The sequence below is a fragment of the Aminobacter niigataensis genome (assembly GCF_946995915.1).
In the GTDB taxonomy this organism is placed as follows: domain Bacteria; phylum Pseudomonadota; class Alphaproteobacteria; order Rhizobiales; family Rhizobiaceae; genus Aminobacter; species Aminobacter niigataensis.
In genome coordinates, this window is record NZ_OX341518.1 from 117,473 (window position 1) to 139,554 (window position 22,082).

At 64.0% G+C, this 22,082-nt stretch carries 20 protein-coding genes and 1 pseudogene; 6 read left to right on the plus strand and 15 right to left on the minus strand.

What is annotated here, in order from left to right; genetic code table 11:
* Positions 1-5: 5 nt before the first annotated feature.
* From O1Y97_RS24875 to O1Y97_RS24895, 5 genes are all read right to left on the minus strand, one after another.
* On the minus strand, positions 6-1,019 hold the full coding sequence (locus O1Y97_RS24875) for an agmatinase (RefSeq protein WP_268738235.1): 1,014 nt from the start codon (positions 1,017-1,019) through the stop codon (positions 6-8).
* Between the two features lie 13 nt (positions 1,020-1,032).
* Positions 1,033-1,857: an amino acid ABC transporter ATP-binding protein gene (locus tag O1Y97_RS24880; RefSeq protein ID WP_183263847.1), complete on the minus strand. Its 825-nt coding sequence runs from the start codon at positions 1,855-1,857 to the stop codon at positions 1,033-1,035.
* On the minus strand, positions 1,854-2,576 hold the full coding sequence (locus O1Y97_RS24885; protein ID WP_268738236.1) for an amino acid ABC transporter permease: 723 nt from the start codon (positions 2,574-2,576) through the stop codon (positions 1,854-1,856). Before O1Y97_RS24885 ends, O1Y97_RS24880 begins: the two co-directional genes overlap by 4 nt.
* Before the next feature lie 4 nt (positions 2,577-2,580).
* On the minus strand, positions 2,581-3,240 hold the full coding sequence (locus O1Y97_RS24890; protein ID WP_108610103.1) for an amino acid ABC transporter permease: 660 nt from the start codon (positions 3,238-3,240) through the stop codon (positions 2,581-2,583).
* 177 nt (positions 3,241-3,417) lie between these two features.
* Positions 3,418-4,260 carry a transporter substrate-binding domain-containing protein gene (locus O1Y97_RS24895; protein WP_108610364.1) on the minus strand — a complete coding sequence of 281 codons (843 nt, stop codon included), beginning with the start codon at positions 4,258-4,260 and terminating at the stop codon, positions 3,418-3,420.
* A 315-nt stretch (positions 4,261-4,575) separates the two neighbouring features.
* On the opposite strand from O1Y97_RS24895, the gene O1Y97_RS24900 reads away from it, so the two are divergent.
* Entirely contained in the window at positions 4,576-5,547 is a 972-nt protein-coding gene (locus O1Y97_RS24900) for a LysR family transcriptional regulator (protein ID WP_108610363.1), read from the plus strand.
* A 27-nt stretch (positions 5,548-5,574) separates the two neighbouring features.
* Here O1Y97_RS24900 and O1Y97_RS24905 read toward each other — a convergent pair.
* Positions 5,575-5,794, minus strand: a pseudogene (locus O1Y97_RS24905) (transposase); the annotation flags it as partial.
* 76 nt (positions 5,795-5,870) lie between these two features.
* Here O1Y97_RS24905 and O1Y97_RS24910 point away from each other — a divergent pair.
* Positions 5,871-7,046 carry an aminotransferase class I/II-fold pyridoxal phosphate-dependent enzyme gene (locus O1Y97_RS24910; protein ID WP_268738237.1) on the plus strand — a complete coding sequence of 392 codons (1,176 nt, stop codon included), beginning with the start codon at positions 5,871-5,873 and terminating at the stop codon, positions 7,044-7,046.
* Positions 7,047-7,184: 138 nt separating this feature from the next.
* Here O1Y97_RS24910 and O1Y97_RS24915 read toward each other — a convergent pair whose 3' ends face one another.
* Entirely contained in the window at positions 7,185-7,427 is a 243-nt protein-coding gene (locus O1Y97_RS24915) for a hypothetical protein (RefSeq protein ID WP_404801308.1), read from the minus strand.
* 196 nt (positions 7,428-7,623) lie between these two features.
* On the opposite strand from O1Y97_RS24915, the gene O1Y97_RS24920 reads away from it, so the two are divergent.
* On the plus strand, positions 7,624-8,802 hold the full coding sequence (locus O1Y97_RS24920; protein ID WP_268738238.1) for a site-specific integrase: 1,179 nt from the start codon (positions 7,624-7,626) through the stop codon (positions 8,800-8,802).
* A 17-nt stretch (positions 8,803-8,819) separates the two neighbouring features.
* Here O1Y97_RS24920 and O1Y97_RS24925 read toward each other — a convergent pair whose 3' ends face one another.
* The 8 genes from O1Y97_RS24925 to O1Y97_RS24960 form a co-directional block, all read right to left on the minus strand.
* Complete coding sequence (locus O1Y97_RS24925) at positions 8,820-9,338, minus strand: RES family NAD+ phosphorylase (protein ID WP_268738239.1); 519 nt, start codon at positions 9,336-9,338, stop codon at positions 8,820-8,822.
* Entirely contained in the window at positions 9,335-9,739 is a 405-nt protein-coding gene (locus tag O1Y97_RS24930) for an antitoxin Xre/MbcA/ParS toxin-binding domain-containing protein (RefSeq protein ID WP_268738240.1), read from the minus strand. The genes O1Y97_RS24925 and O1Y97_RS24930 overlap by 4 nt, the downstream gene beginning before the upstream one ends.
* A 251-nt stretch (positions 9,740-9,990) precedes the next feature.
* Entirely contained in the window at positions 9,991-11,199 is a 1,209-nt protein-coding gene (gene repC, locus O1Y97_RS24935) for a plasmid replication protein RepC (RefSeq protein ID WP_268738241.1), read from the minus strand.
* Positions 11,200-11,455: 256 nt separating this feature from the next.
* Complete coding sequence (gene repB / locus O1Y97_RS24940) at positions 11,456-12,508, minus strand: plasmid partitioning protein RepB (RefSeq protein ID WP_268738242.1); 1,053 nt, start codon at positions 12,506-12,508, stop codon at positions 11,456-11,458.
* Positions 12,509-12,519: 11 nt separating this feature from the next.
* The gene (gene repA / locus O1Y97_RS24945) at positions 12,520-13,713 is read right to left on the minus strand and encodes a plasmid partitioning protein RepA (RefSeq protein ID WP_268738243.1); all 1,194 of its coding nucleotides are present in this window, start codon (positions 13,711-13,713) and stop codon (positions 12,520-12,522) included.
* 374 nt (positions 13,714-14,087) lie between these two features.
* Positions 14,088-14,279 carry a WGR domain-containing protein gene (locus O1Y97_RS24950; protein WP_245439995.1) on the minus strand — a complete coding sequence of 64 codons (192 nt, stop codon included), beginning with the start codon at positions 14,277-14,279 and terminating at the stop codon, positions 14,088-14,090.
* Positions 14,280-14,423: 144 nt separating this feature from the next.
* Positions 14,424-17,909, minus strand: a complete 3,486-nt coding sequence (locus O1Y97_RS24955) for an indolepyruvate ferredoxin oxidoreductase family protein (protein ID WP_268738245.1) — start codon at positions 17,907-17,909, stop codon at positions 14,424-14,426.
* Positions 17,910-17,918: 9 nt separating this feature from the next.
* Positions 17,919-19,322, minus strand: a complete 1,404-nt coding sequence (locus tag O1Y97_RS24960; RefSeq protein ID WP_268738246.1) for an FAD-binding oxidoreductase — start codon at positions 19,320-19,322, stop codon at positions 17,919-17,921.
* A 144-nt stretch (positions 19,323-19,466) separates the two neighbouring features.
* Between O1Y97_RS24960 and O1Y97_RS24965 the strand changes: the two genes are divergently transcribed.
* Genes O1Y97_RS24965 through O1Y97_RS24975 form a run of 3 tightly spaced genes read left to right on the plus strand, consistent with a single transcriptional unit; the run spans position 19,467 to position 22,076 of the window.
* Positions 19,467-20,216 carry a FadR/GntR family transcriptional regulator gene (locus O1Y97_RS24965; protein ID WP_268738247.1) on the plus strand — a complete coding sequence of 250 codons (750 nt, stop codon included), beginning with the start codon at positions 19,467-19,469 and terminating at the stop codon, positions 20,214-20,216.
* A 40-nt stretch (positions 20,217-20,256) separates the two neighbouring features.
* Positions 20,257-21,249 (plus strand): MDR family oxidoreductase, encoded by a 993-nt coding sequence (locus O1Y97_RS24970; RefSeq protein ID WP_318764305.1) that lies wholly within the window; start codon positions 20,257-20,259, stop codon positions 21,247-21,249.
* A gap of 17 nt (positions 21,250-21,266) precedes the next feature.
* The gene (locus O1Y97_RS24975; protein WP_268738248.1) at positions 21,267-22,076 is read left to right on the plus strand and encodes an enoyl-CoA hydratase/isomerase family protein; all 810 of its coding nucleotides are present in this window, start codon (positions 21,267-21,269) and stop codon (positions 22,074-22,076) included.
* Positions 22,077-22,082 lie beyond the last annotated feature (6 nt).

The window sequence follows — 22,082 nt, forward strand, 5'->3', positions numbered from 1 at the left end:
GGATCTCAGGCCGCTGCGTAAGTCTGATTTCCGGCCTTTGCGGCGCTCGCTTCGAGCTCCGACTTGGTGCCGAAATAGTCCGCCCGCACCGCAGCGCCGATCAGGTTGACGAAGAACCGCCCGGCCGAGATCGCGGTGAGCTGGTTGACGTCCTTGGACGGCGTGATCTCGACGATGTCCATGCCGACGACGCGACCCTTCTTGACCAGGCCGTGAAGGAGCTTGCGGGTCTGGGCGTAGGTCACGCCGGCCAGCGCAGGACCGGCGACGGCCGGCATCACCGAAGGATCGATGCCGTCGGCGTCGATGGTGATGTAATAGCGGCCACCATCGGGGATGCGGTCGAGGATGGCGTCCATGCCGACATCGTGCAGTTCATATGCGGTGATGATGTTGGAGCCGTAGGCCTTGGCAGCCTCGTATTCCTCCGGACGCGCCGTACCCTGGGCGCGTATGCCTATCTGGAAGATGTCCTTGACATGCGCCATCTCGGAGGCACGGCGGATTGGGCTCGACAGGCCGTCATGCACGCCGTTGATCTGGTCGCGCCAATCGAGATGCGCGTCGATCTGGATCAGCGTGATCGGACCCTGGTCGTCATAGGCACGCAGGACCGGAATCGGAATGCCGTGGTCGCCACCGATAATCAGGGGCAGAGCGCCGGCGGCCAGGATCTTGCGAACCGCAGCTTCCGCATTGCGGTAGTGAGCGCCGGGGTCCTTGGGGTCGCCGACGACGTCGCCGCAATCCACCGCCTTGATCGCGCGGTCGTCATAGAGCGGCCCACCGACGTCGAAATCATACCTGTCGAGGTTGCGGACGGCGCGGTCGGTTGCCTGACGCACGGCGGTCGGCGCCCGCGTCTGGTCGTTGGTCACTTCGTCGATCGTGTAGGCCGAGCCGTAGGGAATGCCGAGGAAGGCGATGTGAGCATCCAGCGTGTCGAGATCGGTATGCACCTTGGAGTAGAGCATGCTCGTGTGGCCATGCTTGGGGGCGGAGGTGAGCTGTGTGGTCATTTCGCTGTCCTTCTTAGTGGATTGGCTGTTCGGCTGCAGGGGACGAACCTTTGCCTGCAGCTGGTTGGTCGGATGTGATCTGCGAGAGGAATTCGCGCAGACGAGGATTGGTGGGGTTGGAAAGCACATCGTTCGACGGACCGGCCTCGGCCACGTAGCCTCGGTCGAGGAAAACGACCCGGTCCGCGACATGGCGCGCAAAGCCGATTTCATGGGTGACGATGACCATCGTCATGCCGGAGTCGGCGAGCTCCCGAAGAAACAACAGGACTTCCTTGACGATTTCAGGATCAAGCGCCGAGGTCGGCTCGTCGAACAGCATCAGCTCCGGGCCCATGGCCAGCGCACGAGCGATCGCGACGCGCTGCTTCTGGCCACCTGAGAGCGAAGAGGGAAACATATGAGCCTTGTCGCGCAGCCCAAAGCGTTGCAACAGCGCGAGCGCTTGTTCTTCGGCTTCCGCGCGTGGTCGTTTCTGGACTTTGATGGGGCCCTTGACGATGTTCTCCAGAACGCTGAGATGCGGCCACAAATTGAACTGCTGAAAGACGAAGCCCATCTTCGGACGCATGCGGTCGATCTCGCGATGCGACTGCATCCGCAGCTTTCCATCCGCCTTCCGCTCGCGGCCGATATAGGAGCCGGCAACTTCAACAAATCCGCTGTCGGGAGCGGTCAGGTGGTTGATGCAGCGCAGTAGCGTGCTCTTTCCGCAACCGCTTGGGCCGATGATGCAGACAACCTCGCCTGCCGCCACGTCGAAGCTGATATCGCGAAGTGCCGTCGCGCCGCCGAAGCTTTTGGCCAGATTGGAAACCTTGAGCAGGGTCTTGGTCATGCCGGCCTCCGTGCGCCGATCAACAGATACTTGTCCGCCAGACTGGTCCGCGCCTGATGAGCGCCTTGAGCAGCGCCAAACGCCTTTTCCGCGCGGTGCATGAAATGGGCAAAGATCGCGGTGACCACCCAGTAGACTGCGGCGGTGGTCAGGAAGACTTCGAACGGCGCGAAGGTTTCGCCCTGGACGACGAGCCCCTGGTAGGTGAGCTCGGCAACGGTAATCGTGCTGAGCACCGAGGTTTCCTTGACCATCGAGATGCTGGTGTTGGTCGAAGGCGGCACCAACAGGCGCACGGTCTGTGGAGCCACGATTTCCCACAGGCCCTGGAAGTAGGACATGCCGATCGCCCGAGCCGCCTCCATCTGCCCCTTCGGCACAGCGAGGATCGCGCCGCGGATGATCTCGGCAAAATACGAACTGGCGAAGAAAGCGAGCGCGATCGTGCCGACGATGGCTTCGGGCAGGCGAAGGTTGAAGAACGGCAGCCCGTAGAAGAACAGGTAGAGCACGACGATGAAGGGGATGTTGCGGAACCACTCGACATAGGCGGTGGCGATCCAGCGCAAGGTCCGGCGATGCGACAGCGCCATCAGCGCGATCGGTATGGAGATCAGGAACCCCACTGCGACGGCAGCGGCGGCGATGATGATCGTCAGCCATGTGCCGCGCGCGAAAAGCGCCCAGTTGTCGAGAATGACGTTAAAGTCGAAGGCCATGACCTTATCCTCTGCGCGCGGCGAAGCGCGTCTCCAGAACCCTGCCGCTCTGGCTGATGACGAAGTTCACCGCAAACAGGATGATCGCTGCGGCGAGCAGGGTTTCGAGCGGCCTGAAGGAGGCGTTCGCCACCTGCTGCGCGGTTCGCAACACTTCCACGACCGTGATCACCGACAGCAGGGCTGTGCCCTTGACGATGGTGGTGAGTTCGTTGACCAGCGGCGGCATGATGCGGATGTAGAGCTGCGGCAGGATTACCTTGGTCCAGATGACCTTGCCTTTGATGCCGAGGGCGATCGCGGCTTCGACCGGACCGGAATCCATGCCGGACAATCCCCCGCGCATGATCTCGGTGATGAATATCGAGCTGTTGAATGCAATGGCCAGGATGCCTGCCTGGATCGGCGACAGGTCGAGGCCGAGAGCCGGCAGGCCGTAGTAGAACAGGAAGATCTGCACGAGGATCGGTGTTCCCCGTATGAAGCTGATCACGACGCCGATCACTGCGTTGAGCGGCATGATGCCAAGCGTGCGCAGGATCGTAAGTGCCGTGCCGCCGATCAGCGCCAGCACCATGGCGACAAGAGAGATGGCCAGATTGATGCCCATGGCCGGCAGGAGCTGGGGAAAGGCGCCGCCCAGGGCGGCAACGCTGAAGTCCATCGTCGTTTCCTTCGATGTCGGGGGTGGATGGCTCGCCTACAGCGCCGCTCGTCCTGTTGAGCACACAAGGGACGCTGTAGGATCTTGAAATTGCGCATGGTCCCGTTCGAAGATCGTTTCCGATTTTCGTGGTCATGCCGGTCCCGGGCCCTTGGCGTCGGGACCGCCAGGGAGGTGTTAGCGAGCGCCCTCTGGCAGGTAGCCCTTCTCGGGCAGATCGTAGGTCATGCCGAGCCACTTTTGCTGCAATTCGGCCAGCTTGCCGCTCTTCTTGAGTTCGAGGATCGCTGCATTGACCGCATCGCGCAGGTCCTGGTCCTCGGGACGTACGACCCATGCATTGTAGCTCGGCACCACCGCAGCCTTGCCGACCAGCTCGAAGATGCCGGGGCGCTCGTTCATCAGGTTCTGCAAGACCGGCAGGCCGGCAAGTGCAGCGTCTGACGTGCCATTTGCGACGGCAAGGAATGAGTCATTGAATGTCGGGAACAGCTTGAGATCGGCAAAGCCTTCACCGCTGGCCTTCAGGCGCTCATCCAGGGCCTTGGCAACCGGATCGACCGCCGAAGCAAGCTGCGTCGACACAACCTTGCCTTTCAGGTCTTCGACCGTCTTGATGTCGGCATTGCCGACCTTCTTCATGGCATAGGCGGTGCTGTCGGCAATAGGCAAGGTGTAGGCGTAGCGCTTGGCCCGCTCCGGGTTGATGCCAACCGAGGTGGCCACGAAATCGAACTTGCCGGCAATGAGGCCCGGCAGGATGCCTTGGAAGGGCAGGTCGAGTTGCTCGACCTCTACGCCCCACTGCTTGGCGATCTCATCGAGCAGATCCTTGCCGAAGCCGACGATCTGGCCGTCCTTGACGAATTCGAAGGGCGGATAGGCAGCCTCGGTTCCAACGGTAACCTTCTTTGTCCGCTGGATCTTCTCGAGCGTGGTCTCAGCCCAGCTGGGGGCGGCATAGGAAACTGCGCAGGCCAGGCCAAGCGCTGCAATTCCGAACATGCGTCTGGTAAGCATTTGGTTCATTCCTCCAAAAAAACCGATGGCGTTGGAATATTGGAGACGGGCGTTGGGCGCAAACATAATGAATCTGTCGCATCTCCTGGAAACCGCAAACGTTCCAGCTCGGGCATTGGCTGGACGTTGTATTGGTGCGCGCAAGGATGCCAAATTACGCCTTAATTACAGCATCTTGCGTCACAGTTCGCAAAAGATGTCGCGAAATGTTTCGCGTTGGAGCGGAGGTTGACGATTACCGACATTTCTGAATAACATGATTCAGATTCATAGTAGCGGTGTGCAATGGTGACGAATTCGACTGCGCACAACCAGATGGTGGTCAGCCGGCTGGGCTTTGACCTTCAGGCTCTGGAGATTTTCATCACTGTCTGCAGGACAGGCAGCATGACTGCCGCCGCAGCCCATGCCGACCTGACACAGTCGGCAGTCTCGCGGCAGATATTGAATTTGGAGCGGCGTCTCGGTGTTTCGCTGATCGAGCGTGGTTCGCGACCGCTCAAGCCAACTCTGGCCGGTCAAAAGCTGGTCAATGTTGCCGAGCGCCTGATCGCCGAAGCATCTGCGGTACCTGCGCAGTTGCAGAGCGCCGACGTCCGGATGATCCCGCAACTGCGCCTGGGCCTGATCGACTCCTTGTCCGATCCGCTGGTTCCGATACTGATAAAGGCGCTTCGCGACCGCGTCGGCTCGATCTCGGTTGCGACAGGATTCATGGAGCCGCTACGCCAGCGGCTGCTCAAGCGTGAACTCGATGCGGTGATCTCGGCCGATCCGTTCGACGATGTCGACGGCTTCGAACGGTTTGAGCTGTTTCAGGAGCAGTTCGTGGTGCTCGTATCTCGCGGCGAGCCGCCTTTTGGAGATGAAAGCGAGTTTCGCAGCTTCGCCACGCGGTTCCCCATGATCCGCTCGGGCACCACCACCGGAATCGCCCAACGGGTCGAACAGCATTTTCGCCGAATGAGACTCGAGGTACCGCAGGCGTTCTCTTGCGACACGATTGAATCGATCGTCAGCCTGGTTGCCTCCGGCGTCGGATGGTCGATCCTGACACCGGTGTGCGTCAGAAAATGCATTTCGCTGGCGCCCGCAATCCAGGTTCTCCAACTCCCCGGAGCGGGGTTCTCGCGGCACATCTATCTGGTTGTCAGGCAAGGCGAGATGGGCAGCTTCGCCAAGCAGCTTTCGACAATCTGCCGGCGCGCTGTGCAGAAGAGCTACATGCCGCCGCTCGTCGCAGTGGCGCCATGGATGGTCGACGCGATCACGGTCGCGCAAAGCTAAGGCTGCCTGGCAGGTGACCTCAGGGTGCCGCATGAATGACAGCCGGTCGTCGATCAGGAACTCGGTGCGCTCGTCCGACAGATTGTTCGCCGTCTGGATCACCAACACCTTCAACATCATCACAGGATCATACGGCGGTCGGCCACCGTGCCGCCCGCTCGCATGGGCAAGCGCCTTTTTCCAGATCAGGTCGGAACGCCTCGAAGTCCACAATCCGCCCTTCGAGCTGATCGCCCAGATCACTCAGGAACGTCCATCTTGCCTCAAGCCGTTTACTCTGGCGCTACCCTAACGCATGCTGCCGAAACATCGGGAGCGACCCCATGAGTATTCTGTCCGCACGCGCGATTTCGTCGGCCGACGCCATCGACACGGTCTTCAGGTTTTTCAGCAGCTATCGCGACGGCGTCGACGACAAGGATGTGCGCGCCGATCTCACCTTCGGCAATCCGCACGAAATGCCGCTGCCTGCGATGGTGGCGGCGATCAAGGCCCGGATGGAGCCGAAAAGTGCGAACTGGTTCGCCTACAAGACCAGCGAAGAGGAACCGCGCACGGTGATCGCCGAGGCCCTTGGCGCCGAACTCGGGCTGCCGTTCCAACCCGAGGACATCGCGATGACACAGGGCGCCTTCGGTGCGATCGCGCTCGCCTTTTCCCTGCTGCTTGACCCCGGCGACGAATGCATCATCCCGCAGCCGGGCTGGTTCTGCTACGCCACCACGCTGCGCGCCCGCAATGCGGTGCCGGTTCCGGTCCCGCTCGCCGAAGGAACATTCGACCTCGATGTGGCCGCCATCGAAGCCGCGATCTTGCCCCGCACGCGGATCGTGGTCGTCAACACCCCGCACAATCCGACGGGCGTCATCTACAGCCGGGAACGTCTGACCGAACTCGCTGCCATGCTGACCCGCAAGTCGGCGGAGCTTGGCCGCCCAATCTTCATCCTGTCCGACGAACCCTACCGCCGCATCCGCTTCGACGGCGTGCCCTTCACCAGCCCAGCCGCCGTCTATCCTCACACGCTCATCGACTACAGCTATGGCAAGATCCTGCTCGCGCCGGGCCTGCGCATCGGCTACCTCGCGATATGCCCCTCCATGCCCGAGGCCGACAAGGAAGCCTTGCGCGCGGCGGCTTTGACTTCGCAGGTCGGTGGCGGCTGGAATTTTCCCGATGCACCGCTGCAATATGCGGTCGCCGATCTTGAAAGGATTAGCATCGACATCGGCGAACTGCAGCGCAAGCGCGACCGGCTGCACGGCGCGCTGACGCAATGGGGCTACAGCATGACCAAGCCAGAAGGCACATTCTACCTCTGGGGGCGCACGCCCGGCGGGGACTCGGTTGGCTTTACCCGCAGACTGGCGGATCAGGGTGTCTTCGTGATGCCGGGAACGCTCTTCGACCGGCCCGCGGATTTCCGGATCAGCCTGACGGGCACTGCAGACATGATCGAGGCAAGCCTTCCTGCCTTCCAGGCTGCAACCGAACGCTAATGCGGTTTGCTTTTGGAATGAACCGGGGGATTTGCAGTCCGGGGACTCTGATACTGTAGACCCCCCTCGCGACCGAGCGCCCAGTCCGGCCTGTTGCCGAGGATCTGGAGCCTGAGGCGCAGGATTTCATAGGCCTTGTCAGTTCGTGCGTCGGGGCGCGCCGGTCCATATGCGCATCGTGCAGCACGAGGTCCTCGACATGGACCAGTTCGCCATCGAGCCACAATGACGACGCCGCATCGGCAAAATGGCTGCGCTCGACAAACCCTTGGCCACCGGCGATCGGGCGATGCGCTCGTCGAGCCGGACCAGCGCCTCGGTTGCCTGCATGGCCGGGCCGAATAGCTGTTGCGTGGGCAGGGACTCGATCCGGTAACTCATTGTTAACGCTATAATCGATTCTCTTACCTAAAGCTATATAGCGTATAGCTTTACCGACTGATGGTTCCTCGAAGTTGAAAAATCACTATTGATAATCACTTCTTATCGATAGTGATTGTTTTGGCGCGCGAAACGGCTAGAATCCGGGCCAATCCCACCGGCTGTGGCCGGAAATTCCACCGGGGAAAGATGCCTCATGGCCCCAAAACGGCCCGCCCTCTCCAATGCCGACGACGTCGCTCGCCGCGCCGAGACACTGGATGCGCTCGACGCTGTCTTGCCCTTCGATCGCCGCGAGTTGCTGGCCGGCGTTCTCAGCGACGACGACGTCGCCACGCTGCGCCATCTCGTCCAGGCCGGGCTCGGCGACAATTCGCTGCGGGCACTCGCCTCCGATCTCTTCTATCTCGAGGCGTGGGCGCGGGCGGCGACGGGCGAGCCCCTGCCCTGGCCGGCACCCGAGGTGCTGCTGCTGAAATTCGTCGCCCACCATCTCTGGGACCGTTCCCGGCGTGAGACCGATTTTACCCACGGCATGCCCGACACCGTCGAAGCGGCTCTCCGGTCCGAAGGTCTCCTGAAAGTGACAAACAGACCGCATGCGCCGGCCACCGTCCGACGAAAGCTGTCGAGCTGGTCGACACTGACCAAATGGCGCGGCATGCAGGGCCACTTCAACGCCCCTGGACTCAAGAGCGCGGTCAAGCTCGCCGTGCGTGCCACCGATCGGACGCGCCAGCGCAAGAGCCAGAAGGCCATCACGTCAGACGTCCTGGCAGCCGTGCTGAAGGCCTGTGCCGGCGACAGCCTAGTCGATTGCCGCGATCGTGCTCTGCTGACCACCGCCTTCGCCTCCGGCGGCCGCCGCCGCAGCGAAGTTGCCGCCCTGCGCGTCGAACATCTGGTGGAGGAGGCCCCGGTGCCGGCCGATCCCAATGATCCCGACGGCACGGAAAAGCTGCCCTGCCTGATGATCAGGCTCGGCCGCACCAAGACCGGCAACGCCGATGCCGGAGCCGGCGTCTACCTGATCGGTCGGCCCGTGACTGCACTGCAGGGCTGGATCGCGCGGGCCGGGTTCACCGATGGTCCGGTGTTCCGCGCGATCGACCGCTGGGGCCATCTCCAGCGCCGCGCGCTGACCCCGCAGGCGGTTAACCTGATCCTCAAGCGCCGCATCGCCGAGGCCGGGCTGGATCCGGCGGAGTTCTCCGCCCACGGCCTGCGTTCGGGCTATCTCACCGAGGCCGCCCGGCGCGGCATCCCGCTTCTCGACGCCATGCAACAGTCGCAGCACCGCTCGGTCAACCAGGCCTCGAGCTACTACAACGATGCAGAACGCAAGCTCGGAAAGGCCGCGAGACTGCTCGTCTGAACACCACGAGACGCATTTTAGCCCCAGGACAGCTGGTTTTTCGGCAGTCGCCCATCAGGGTCGATGACAGTGACCTTGTGCGGCGGCTTGCCACCCCAGTTCCACAGGACCAGGTTATGGTCCTCCGCATCAGCGCCCGGTGCGAAGCTGGGCACCAGGATGCCGGCCACCCCTTGCGGGAAAAGCCAGTCGTGTATCGTCCAGGATGGCGGCCGCTCCCCTTCGGCAAGGAAGCTCATCCAGCCACAAGCCATATCCTCGAAGCGGACCGACGCAGCGTCTCGGGCCTGCGGTGTGCGCAGATCGACGATGTCGTCGCAGTCGACCTCATAGGAGCAAAGCACGCACGGATCGATACGGTGCGCAAAACCCTGGTTGGCTTCCTTGACCGCGGTCATGATGCCGAGTGCCAGATAGAGCGTCGGCGTGCCCTTCGGGTTGAAGCGGGCGCCACGTATCGCCGCGCCCTCGCCCGAAATCGGCTGAAACGACCAGCGCGGGTCATGCGCCCGGTAGCAGGTGCCTGAAAACCTCAAGCAAAACCGCCGACAGCGAGGTGGTCGAGATAGTCGCGCACGGCACCGGCCTTGCCGTCCTTGACCAGGGCTTCCGCAGTCCTGCCGCCGAATGCCGGGATCGGCTGGGCCCGGTACCAGGCCATCGCCTGTTCCTTGCCGCCGGCCCATTCAGACACCCGGCTGATGATCTCGAGCATTTCGCGCACCCGTGCCTGCGTCTTGAGGGTCCCGACGCGTGCCGCCTTGTAGAGCGACTCCCGCGCCAGGCCGACGGTTTCGGCGAGCTGCGTCTTGGACATGCCGAAACTGTCGGCGACGCGATCAATGGCAATCCGGCCCGAACCATCCATGAAGGTCAGTACCAGGGCCTTGTCGCCGGAGCCCGAAGCTTGAGCCGATTTTTTCGCCAGCGTAGCCATTGCCTTATCCCTTGACCGGTTTGTATGGCAACATATAGGGCAATCCCCCGTCGACTGCAATCTTGGCCGAGCTGAAATTGGCCTGGGAATTTGGGACTGGTGGAAAATTCCCGGGGTTGCCCGTCACAGCCATTGGCTAGGTTTTGCAGGGCGCGCCGCACCTGAACGAAGCGGCTCAATCCCGCGCGCACAACCGCTGCTGACGCAACCCGCCGGCGACCAGGCATTCTCGCGGTTCACCGGCCAGTTCCTCACCCCGCCCTCGCCTGAGCCCCTCCCCTGCCCCGAAGCAAGGCCATCAGCACCGGCCCGATGGAGAACTCGCCGGCATGCGCCTTCGCCGTCAGGCTGCGCAGGTAGCCGCCAGGGCTCGCAATCGCCTCACCCTTCTGCAGCATCGCTGCCACCATGATCGCGGCGTCCACCGCTCCCATCGCCTCGCAGGCCTGGTTCCACGCATCCGGGCTCACGCCGAGCGCGCCGCGCACCAAATTCGCCGTCTCCACCAGATCGGCCCAGCCCGAAATGCCGTTTCGTGCGTAGTCGGCAATATCGGGGCAGGCACGCAGCACCATGCCAAGTGGATATCCCGTCGGCGGCTGGCTCCTGGTTTCCAGCTTTTGCGCCACCGTCGCTCCCTGGTCTTCTTCGAGGCCGGGTTCAAGTTCATGAGGTTGTGTATTTGAATTCTGTATGTGACGCTCAAAATGAGACTCATTGGCGCTTGTTTTCTTCGATTTAACGTGACTTTCCAGCGCGTTACGCACCTCCTGGGCGAGCGAGGCCAGTTCGGTGGCTACGGGCTCGAGCTCAAGTCGGCTTGCAGTGCGCGGAATCTGCGCAACTATCTCGCGATATTCGAGATGCAAGCGCTGCCAATCGGCAGCAATGCCCTCTTCCAGGCCGAACGAGATCATCTTGGCAATGTCCCGGCGCAGGATGGTGATACGCTCCCGCAGGAGCTGCAGCGCGCGCCTCTCGGCCCGAACGGCCTCAGCCATGCGCTCAAACTCTTCGGCACGTGCGAGAAGCGGCGTCAGGTCGAAGCCGAAAGCCTGTTCGATCTCGCCACCGGAACCCTTCCGAGCGTAGCGCTTGCCGTTAGGGCTGTCGCGACGCACGACCAGGCCGCAGTCGACAAGCACGGAGAGATGGCGCCTCAGCGTCGCCGGCGCCATGCCATGCGCGCGAAGCGCCAGCTGCGCGTTGGAAGGAAACACCACAAGCCCCTCCCCTTCCGCGAGATCCGCGTCCGGATGGAAGCTCAACAATGCGTTGAGCACAGCCAGCGCGCGATCGCTCGCACCCAGCAGCCCCTTGGCCTCGCACACGGCGCGAAACACCTGCCACTTGTTGGCGCTGGCGCCTGGCGCACAGCTGTCGGCCGCCATCTGCCCTGCCACCATGGCAAGCGATAGCGACCGCCGCCCAAAGGGCGTCGTCGAGATATGCTCGATCATCTTCGTTCACCTCTTGTCGAGGCAAGCCAAAGGCGTTCCGGAACGCGTCCAGTGGTTGACAAGTCGGTCCGGAAATGATTCTCTCACAATTGCTACATTGATGAGGGCTTCCGGAATGGCGACGTTTCGGGGGCCTTTTTCTTGCGTCTATCCTTCTGGTTCCAATCCTCTACGCACTAGGTACTGACACACTCCGCTCCACATCCGCTGGGCGCTGCTTTCAAGCATGCGCCCGATTCGCCAGACATGGACAATTCTAGTTCTGCCCGTTCGCGTCCGCGCGCTCCTGTTCGAACCTTTGCAGCAGCCTGGGCAGTTCCTCGCCGAGAAAATCCTCGAAACCCTCGGCGACCTTTTCCACGAAATCGATGCGGGCCTTGCCCTTGGCGACCGTCAAGTGAGCCACCGCCCTGCCCTTGCCGTCGCGAATTTCGCGAGCACCATCGGTCTTGGCGACTTTGCGCTGCAGCCTCGTGAACAGCAGGTTGAAACGCTCGTCGCTCGTCGCTTCGCGAAACCGCGCGCTGGATATCTCGTCGTTGGCCTTGACCCGGGCCGCCTCGCTCTTGAGCAGATCGGCCAGCGCCATCCAGCGCGGACGGCCGACCTTGGGCGCAGCACCGATGGCACGCACGATGTGCTCGGGCACCGCATCCGCCACCTGCAGGAAGCGTGTCATCTCCGCCTTGTGCAGCGACAGCGCATCCTGCACCAGGCCGCGTTCGAAACCCCGGCCGATCAGTTCGTGGGCGAACAGCGCACGTTCGATGAAGGAGAGGTCGCGGCGCTCGCTGTTTTCCTTGCCCTGGGCAAGTACCAACTCGATGTCGGAGAGCGGCCGCACGATCGCCAGGACGGGAACGCCGAGCCGGCTGGCAGCCCGCACGCGGCGATGGCCGTAAGCCGTCTGGAAACGACCGGGCTTGTCCGGATGCGGACGCAGCAGCACCGGCACCTGCTGGCCCGATGCCTCGATGCTTGCCACCAGCGCTTCGAAGTCGGCATCGTGATCGCCATGGTCGAGTCGGTCGGCGACAAAGGAAGCCTCGATCAGCCCGGTATCCACCGGGACCACGCGTTCGGCCGTGTCGAGAGTTTCCTTGAGCCGGCGCGCTTCCTCGATCTCCCTGGACAGGCCCCCGAGGGAGAGTCCCATCGCCTTGACCGCGCCCGAGGCGCTGCGCGGCCGCGCCGGCGCTTCTGCTTCCACTGCCTTGACCGGCGTGGTCTCGGTGGGCTCTGCAGTCGCGGGTGCCGGCTCGCCGGTGCCAAACAGTGCCTTGAGCTGATCCTTGCGGTTCTGTGCCATCTCAGCCTCCCTCAGCCTGCCCGGTTCCAGGCCTTGACCATCAGGCCTTCGACCTCGTCGTTGACAGCTGTCAACGACTCCATGGCGCGGTCATAGGTGGCCCGGCTGAAGCTTTCGCGCGCCACTTCGTAGAGCGTCTGCTTGGTCAGGCCGGCGTCGGAAAAAGCAGTGGACTTGACCAGCGGCGCGGTCAGCACGCGATCGCCGAACAGCGAACGCAGGAAGCCGACGATCTGCGTCTGTGGTCCGTCATTGGGTTCGTAACGCGTGATCAGATAGCGCATGAAGTCAAAATTGAGCTCGCCGCCCGCTTCCCGCACGACCGACAACAGATCGGCCGTCATGAACAGGAACTGGCTCATGGACGCGACGTCCAGCATCTGCGGGTGGATGGTCACCAGCACCGATGTCGCCGCGCACAGCGCCGACAAGGTCAGGAAGCCGAGCTGCGGCGGGCAGTCCATGACGACGACGTCGTAATTGTCGGCAACGGTCTGCAGCGCTTCCTGAACGCGCGCAAAGAACATCGCCTTGCTGTCGCCCGCCTGGCGCGCAGCCAGCATCTGCGGCGTGGTGTGCTCGAACTCTTGCAGCTCCAGATTTCCCGGCACGAAGTCGAGACCGTCGAAATAGGTCCGGCGGATGATCTCGGAGAGCGGCCGGCGCTCCTCGTCATAGCGGATCGCGCCATACAGCGTGTCGTTACCGTTCAGGTCGAGTTCGGGCTGATAGCCGAACAGCGCCGACATCGAGGCCTGCGGATCAAGATCTATGGCGAGCACGCGATAACCGGCAAGCGCCAAATGCTGGGCGAGATGGGTGCTGGTCGTGGTTTTGCCGGAGCCGCCCTTGAAGTTGGTGACGGCGATGACCTGCATGTGCTCGCCGCGCGCGGCGTCGCGGCGCGGCAGGTAGTGGCGCGCCTTGGTCGGGTTCTGCTCGGCGAGATGCCGGCGCAGCCCGTTGATGTCGTCGAGCGCGTAGTAGCGGCGCCCCCCTGCCCCGGTCTCGGGCTGCGGGCCTTCGCCGGCGATGGACAACTGCCTGAGATAGCCGTCGGAGACGCCGATCAGGCGTGCTGCCTCGCCACTCGAAAACTTGCGAAGTGCCTTCTTCGAGGTCGGCGAGAACAGCCGGTCGCGCATCGCCTGCAGCTGTGCCGAAAGCATCTCGGCGTCGCGGGCAATGGCACGGTCGGTCGCCATGGACTCCACCTCTTCGCTCGCGTTTTCCGCCCGTGTTTGAACAGCCCCTGCCAAGTTCTTTAGTCCCCTCTCGGCTACCCGGCCGCGTGCTACACGACGGCCAGACAAGCCTGCTACGGTTTATGCGCCGATTCGCTGCGGAATCCGAATCCGGGTTACGCCTTCACCAGTTTTTACGTGCTGGAGCGTGGATAACGGATCGATGAAGCAGTTACGCCGGGCACATCGAAATACGTCAAATTACCGTAACAGGGTGCTGGAGCGCCCGAGTCGAGTCAACTTATTTATAGTTAACGGAAATTAACCATTGCGACGGGGACGAAACGACGTGCTGCCAGGTCGTTTCGGGGTCGTCGGGAACTCGTTGACAGCTGTCAACCGGCGTTGCGGTACCCGCGCCTGAGCTTGGAAGCGGCCAGCCGGCGCAGAGCGTCATCGGCCTGGGCGGCGTCGGCGAACAAGTCGAGGCGCCGCCTGCCCGACGTGCCGATGCGGCCCCATTCGCGAACCAGAGCCGCATCGCCGAACAGCGACGGCTCGACAGACAGCCGATAGAACCGCGCCATGTTGCGGCTCGGGTCACGACGCTGAAGATGCAAAGCTGGGGATGGCTGGTCCATGGACGCCAGAATCGCAAGGGCGGAATCTGGCGTCCAATGAAAGTGCTGAATCGGTCAGCCGGGATCGATTCAGGGCGTTGATAGGCCGGCCTAGGCCGCCTGCCCCATCGGCGCCGACTGCGAAAAGGCTGCGAGCAGTTCGGCCTTGCGCTTCTCGAAGCGCGCGACGGAAGCGAGCTTGACATGGCCATAGCCGCGAACCTCTTCCGGCAGGCAGGCGAGTTCGGTGGCCGCCGAAAGGTTCTCCGGCGTCAGCCGTGCAATGAGGTCTTCGACGAGCGCAAGATAGTCCGCGATCAGGCGACGCTCCATCTTGCGCTCGGCGGTGCGGCCGAAGGGATCAAAGAACGTCCCGCGCAAGCCCTTGAGGCGGGCGAGTACGGCGAAGGCCGGCTCGATCCAGCGGCCGATGGCGATCTTGGCCGGATGGCCGGTGCGCGGATCGACGCGGGTCAGCATGGGCGGCGCCAGATTGTACTGGAGCTTGAAGCCGCCTTCGAACTGCTCGGAAAGCTTTTGGCGGAACGCCGGATCGCGATGCAGCCGCGCAACCTCATATTCGTCCTTGTAGGCCATCAGCTTGAACGCGGCCTTGGCGACCGCATGGGCGAATGCCTCCTGGCCAGGTGCTGCCCGCGTCTCGGCCTGCCGCGCCTTGTCGACCAGCGCACGATAGCGCTCGGCATAGGCGGCGTTCTGGTAGCCTTTGAGAAAATCGACGCGTCGCGCGACGATCTCGTCGAGCGTCTTGACCTCGGGCGCAGCTGAGGCGGGCAACATGCCCGCCTGGCGGCTGACGAAGTCCAGATCTTCGGCCGAGCGCCGGCCCCAGGCAAAGGCGGCACGGTTCATCGCGACGCCGGCGCCATTGAGGTCGATGGCCTTTTCAATCGCCTCGCGGCTGATCGGCACGAACCCCTTCTGCCAGGCGTGGCCGAGCAGGAACATGTTGGCGGCAATGGCGTCGCCGAACAGGGCCGTCGCGAGCTTCATGGCCGGCAGAGTGGTGAGCGCGTCCTCGCCGCCGGCATTACGCAGCCGGCGCAAGGTTGCGCCCTCGCGGAAGTCGATGGTGGTATCCTTCACAAACGAAGCGGTCGGAGCGAAATGATCGTCGACCACCGTCCTGGTCCGGCCCTTGCCGAAGGTGGCGATGGCGTTCTGCGAGGCAGCGACCACGAGATCGAAGCCGAGTACCAGATCGGCCTCGCCGGGTCCGATGCGCGCGGCGTTGAGCTGCTCGGGCTGCCGCGCCAGGCGGATATGCGAGACCACTGCACCGTTCTTCTGCGCCAAGCCGGTCTGGTCGAGCGTCACCAGCGACAGGCCGTCGAGATGGGCCGCCTGGGACAGGATCGCGCTAACGGTGATGACGCCGGTGCCGCCGATGCCGGTCAGCAGCAGGCTGTAGGGCTCGGTGCCGAGGGCAGGGCGGTTCGGCTCCGCCAATGCGGTATCGACACCGCCGGCGGCCTTGGCGCGCGGCTTGCGCAGGCGTCCGCCCTCGATGGTGACGAAGCTCGGGCAGAAACCCTTGGTGCAGGAGAGGTCGGTGTTGCAGCTCGACTGGTTGATGGCGCGCTTGCGGCCGAACTCGGTCTCGCGCGGTTCGATCGAGATGCAGTTGGAGACCGCCGAGCAGTCGCCGCAGCCCTCGCAGACCAGCTCGTTGATGAAGGCGCGCTTGGGTGAAACCGGATAGGTGCCGCGCTTGCGGCGGCGGCGCTTTTCGGCGGCGCAGACCTGGTCGTAGACCAGCACGGTGACGCCTTCGACCTCGCGCAGTTCGCGCTGGACCTGATCGAGTTCGTCGCGATGACGCACATTGACCGAACGCGGCAACTGGCCTGCCAGCAGGTGCGGACGCTCTGAGACGACAATCACCTGTTTGGCACCCTCGGCCAGCACCTGGCCGACGATCGATGGCACCGTCAGCTCGCCGTCATGGCGCTGGCCGCCGGTCATGGCAACCGCATCGTTGTAGAGGATCTTGTAGGTGGCGTTGACCTTGGCAGCGATGCCGGCGCGGATCGCCAGCAGGCCGGAATGGAAATAGGTGCCGTCGCCCATGTTGACGAAGATGTGTTTCTCGTCGGTGAAGGGCGAAAGCCCGATCCACGAGCCGCCTTCGCCGCCCATCTGAGTAAAGGTCGAGGTGTCGCGCTCCATGCCGATCACCATCATGTGGCAGCCGATGCCGGTCGAGGCGCGGCTGCCCTTGGGCACCACTGTCGAGGTCGAGTGCGGGCAGCCGGAACAGAAATAGGGCTCGCGGTTGAGCAGGCCCGGTTCGGCAGGGGAGGGGGCTCCGACCTGCGACAACTCGGCCGCGCGGGCGGCGAGGCCCGCATCTTGCGTGCCGAGCCATTTCAGGATGGCGCGCGCCACCGACAGCGCGCCGATCTCGCCGATCGAGGGCAGCAGAGGGGAGCCGTCCGGCCCGGACTTGCCGAACACCTGCGGCCGGCGGTCGCCGGGCAGGTTGAACAGCAGCGACTTGATCTGCTCCTCGATGACCGGGCGCTTTTCCTCGACGACGAGCACCTGCTCCAGCCCGTCGGCGAATTCGTGCAGGCCTTCCGGCTCCAGCGGCCAGACCATGCCGACCTTGTAGAGGCAGATGCCGAGTTCGGCCGCCCGCACCTCGTCGATGCCAAGCAGCGACAGGGCGCCCTTGAGATCGAGCCAGGATTTGCCGGTCGAGACGATGCCGAGCTTGGCCGTGGGGGAGGGCCAGACCTGCCGGTCGAGACGATTGGCTCGGGCAAAGGCGAGCACCGCCGCGAGCTTGGTCTCGAGCCTGCGCTCCATCGCCTGCTGGCCGTCGGGCCAGCGCATCGACAGACCGTCGGCGGGCAGGGGCAGGTCGGGGATGACGATCTCGAGCCGGGTCGGGTCAAGATCGACGGTCGCCGAGCATTCGACGATCTCGGTCTGGCACTTGAAGCCTACCCAGGCGCCGGAATAGCGGCTCATCGCCCAGCCGAGCAGGCCGTAGTCGATATATTCCCCGACGCCGGCCGGCGACAGCAGCGGCACCATGGCCGAGATCAAGTTGTGCTCGCTCTGGTGGGGCAGGGTGGAAGACACCGCGCCATGGTCGTCACCGACGAGCAGCAGCACGCCGCCATGCTGGCTGGTGCCGACGGCATTGGCGTGGCGGATGACGTCCATGGTGCGGTCGACGCCAGGGCCCTTGCCGTACCACATCGAGAAGACGCCATCGTAGCGCGCGCCGGGGAACATACCCGTCTGCTGCGTGCCCCACACGGCGGTCGCCGCCATGTCCTCGTTAAGCCCGGGCTGGAAGACGATATGGCTGGCCTTCAGATATTTCTTGGCACTGCCCATCTCGCGATCGAAACCGGCCAGGGGTGAGCCGCGGTAGCCCGAGACATAGCCCGCTGTGTTGAGCCCCGCTGCAAGGTCGCGCTGACGCTGAACCATCGGCAGGCGCACCAGTGCCTGCGTGCCAGACACCAGGATGCGGCCGCGCTCCAGTGTGTAGCGCTCGTCGAGCGTCGAGGGCATCTCGACCACTGGGGCGCTGTTTTCGGGGGACTTCACTACGGTCATTGTGGATTCTCAGACGTTGGGCAGGGCAGGCGGCATGTCGAAGATGCGGCCCCGATTGAGGATGTTGTTGGGGTCGAGCGCTGCCTTGATGCGTCGCATCGCGGCCAGTTCGGCCGGCGTTCGCGTCAGGTGCAGATAGGCCTTCTTGTCGAGGCCGATGCCATGTTCGGCCGAGATTGATCCGCCAGACCTGGAAACACAGTCGAACACCGCCTTGGCGACCTCGTTGGGCCGGTCGGTGCGGACGACGTAGTGCAGGTTGCCGTCGCCGAGATGGCCGAAAATATAGGCGCGCGCCGCCGGATCGGCATGGGCCTGGGCTGCCTCGGTCAGGTCGAGGAACGCGCCCATGCGCGGCAGCGGCAGGCTGACGTCGAGGCTGAGCATCGCGCCCTCGGCAAACAGGAAACGGTTGCAGTCGTCGCGCAACGTCCACAGGGCCTGGTACTCACGCTCCGACTGCGACAGCACGACATCCTCGACCAACCCGTCTTCGATCGCCTGCGACAGCGCTTCGGTGAACGCCTCTTCGTCGGCGCCTGGCGTCATGCCCTGGATGTCGGTCAGCACATAAACGGGCGAGGTAAGTGCAACAGGTGCCGTGAGCCCGAGCGCTGCGACCATATCGGCCATCAGCGGCGCCAGGATGACCTCGAAGCCGGACAGCAGATTGCCGAGGCGGCCGCGCAGGAACTTGAGCAAGCCGAAGGCAGCGTCGAGCGAGGGCAGCGAGCAGAAGGCCGCGGACTGGGTGACGGGTTTGGGGTGAAGCCTGAGGCAGGCGCGGGTGACCACCCCGAGCGTGCCTTCGCTGCCGACAAAAAGCTGGCTGAGGTCGTAGCCGGAATTGTCCTTGGCAAGGCCCTTCATCGACGACAGCACGCTGCCGTCGGCAAGTACGGCTTCGACGCCCAGCACCTGCGCCCGGAAATTGCCGTAGCGAAGCACGCGAATGCCGCCGGCATTGGTGGCGATGTTCCCGCCGACGGTCGCGGTGCCCCGCGCGCCGATGTCGACGCCGAAGACCAAGCCCGCCGCGTCGGCCCTTTCCTGCACGACCTGCAACGGCACGCCGGCTTCTGCGACGATGGTCCCCGCTGTCGGCTCGACCTCCTGCAGGGCGGTCATGCGTTCGAGCGAAAGAACCGCCTCGCCGGCCAGCACGCGCGCTCCACCCGACAGCCCGGTGCGTCCGCCCTGGACGACGAGAGGCAGGCGGGCGGCATTGCAGACATTGAGGATTTCGGCGACCTCGGACGTATTGCGCGGGCGCAGCACCAGTTCGGGCCGGGCGCCCGGTTCGCCGGAAAGGTCGTCGCTGTAGCGCGGGTCGATTGCATCGCCGGCCAGAATCGCAGCCTTGTCGAGCCGCGTCTGGAGAATGGAAAGAACCTGATCGGTCGGTCGCGCCATGATGCCTGGATGGCCCGGAGGAAGCCATTTCCGGGCGCTGTCTCAAGCAAGCTTATTTCGCTTGCAATATTTGTCAAACCTATATTGTTTATCTCCATGTCGAGACGGATGTCGGCCTGCTCAGGCCGTACCGACGGAGGACGGATGCCTATCGAATATCAGGACGTGGTGCGCACCGGCGTTGCCCGGCAGGTCGCCGACAAGATTCGCGCCGCCATTCTTGACGGCCGGCTGCAGATCGACGAACGCCTGCCCACCGAAGAGGACCTTGCCAAGAGCTTCGGCATTTCGCGGCCGACCGTGCGCGAAGCCCTGAAGCGGCTCGCAGCGCAAAACCTCATCCGTTCGCAGCGCGGACCGACCGGCGGCACCTTTGTCAGCCGCCCCGATCCCGAAGGCCTGTCGTCGGCGATAACAGGGGCAGCGACCCTTCTTGTCGGCGTCGGCGCCTTCGACATCGACGAGATCATCGGCGCGCGGCTGGAAACGGAGGCGATCTGCTGCAGGCTGGCCTGCGAACGGCGCAGCGACGCCGACCTGGCGGCCATGCGCACGGAGATCGCGCTGCAGCGTGGCCCCGCGCTCAGCGACGAGGACTTTTGCGCCTCGGACGTGCGTTTCCATCGCTCGGTGGTGAAGGCAGCCGGCAACGGCCCGCTCAGCCTGATGATGTACACGGTGGTCGAGGCGTTCATGCCGATCACCAACATGATCGTTTCGCAGGTGCGCGAGCGCCGCACTGTTGCCGACTTCCACGATCGGATAGCCGCGGCACTCGAGGCGCGCGACGCGGCGACCGCCACCGCTGTGCTTTCCGAGCTTTTGACCTATCTTCGCGACAGCTACGCGACCGCTCTCCAGCGACGCGACGAACGCGAGGCCAAGCGCGGCTGACGCGCGCCCATCCGACCCCGATGATTTCTTGGAGAACGTTATGAGCGAGACTTTCACAGCATTGATGCTGGAAGACGTCGACGGCAAGCCGCGCGCCGGCTTCCGCGAGATCACCAAAGCCGACCTGCCCGACCATGACGTGCTGGTCGAGGTCAGCTATTCGAGCCTCAACTACAAGGATGGTCTCGCCGTTTCCGGCAAGGGCCGCATCGCCCGCCGCCTGCCGATGGTCGCCGGCATCGACATCGCCGGCACGGTGGTCGAGTCGCGTTCACCGGCATGGAAGGCCGGCGACAAGGTCGTGGCCAATGGCTGGGGCATGTCGGAGACCGAGTGGGGCGGCTACACGCGCTTCCAGCGGCTGAAGCCGGAATGGCTGATCCGCCTGCCCGAGGCGTTTTCCATGGAGCAGGCGATGGCCATCGGCACCGCAGGCTATACCGCGGCCCTCTGCGTCGACGCGCTGGAGAAGTGGGGCACCATCGAGCCCGGCAAGGGCGAGGTTCTGGTGACCGGCGCTGCCGGCGGCGTCGGCTCGACGGCGGTCAGCCTGCTGTCGTCCAAGGGCTATACGGTCGTTGCCTCGACCGGCCGGGCAGAGACGCATGACTACCTGCGCTCGCTCGGTGCGACGTCCTTCCTCGACCGCGCCGAGCTTTCGGCGGAGGTCAAGCCGCTGCAGAAGGAACGCTGGAGCGGAGCCGTGGATTCCGTCGGCTCGACGACGCTCGCCAACGTCCTGGCGCAGACGGTCTATGGCGGCGCGGTCGCGGCTTGCGGCCTTGCCGGCGGCCATAACCTGCCCGGAACCGTCATGCCGCATATCCTGCGCAGCGTAGCGCTGATCGGCGTCGATTCCGTCTTTGCGCCATTGCCCAAGCGCCAGAAGGCCTGGCAGACGCTGGCCGACCACCTCGACCGGACCAAGCTGTCGGCCATGACCGAGACGCACAAGATGTCCGAACTGCCCGAACTCGCCAACCGCATCCTGGCGGGTGCAGTGCGCGGGCGTGTCGTCATCGAAATCGCGTAAGGGGAGGGGAGACCATCATGAGCAGCGAAGTCGTACTTTGGGAAAAGGACGCGCAGGACGCGTTCGTCACCCTGACGCTCAACCGTCCCGACAAGATGAACGCCATGAACCAGGAACTCGGCGACGCGCTCGAGGCGGCGATCGAACGCGCGGTCAAGGATCCCGAGGTCCGCGCGGTCATCATCACCGGCGCCGGACGCGCCTTCACCGCCGGCTTCGACCTTGGCGGCGAAGATTTCGAGATGGACACGGAGGCCTGGCGCGAGGACATCGCCGCCAACATGCGCCGCATGAAGTTCATCCGTGAAGCGCCGATCCCGATCATCGCAGCCGTCAACGGCTTTGCGCTGGCCGGCGGGCTGGAGCTGATGATGTGCTGCGACATGACCATCGCGGCGGAAGATGCGATGCTGGGCGAGCCGGAAGTGCGCCACGTCTCGGCGCCGCCGACGCTGATGCTGCCCTGGACCGTGCCGATGATCCACGCCCGCCATTTGATGTATACCGGCGACCTGATCGACGGCCGCGAGGCGGAGCGCATCCATCTCGTCAACAAGGCGGTGCCGCGCGACCAGTTGCGGGCGGAGGCCGAAAAGCTGGCGCGCAAGTGCGCCCGCATGCCGGGTGCGGCGATCAAGTTCGCCAAGGCCGCGCTCAACCACCAGCAGCAGACGGCAGGCCTTGAGAGCTCCTGGACCTACAACCGCGAAACCACGGCGATCCTGCATGGCTCCGAGGAAGGGCGCTACTGGATGCGGTTGCTCAAGGAGCATTCGCTGAAGGAGTTCCTCGACATCCGCGAGAAGCCGTTCCGCGACCTTGATTGAGTTCGA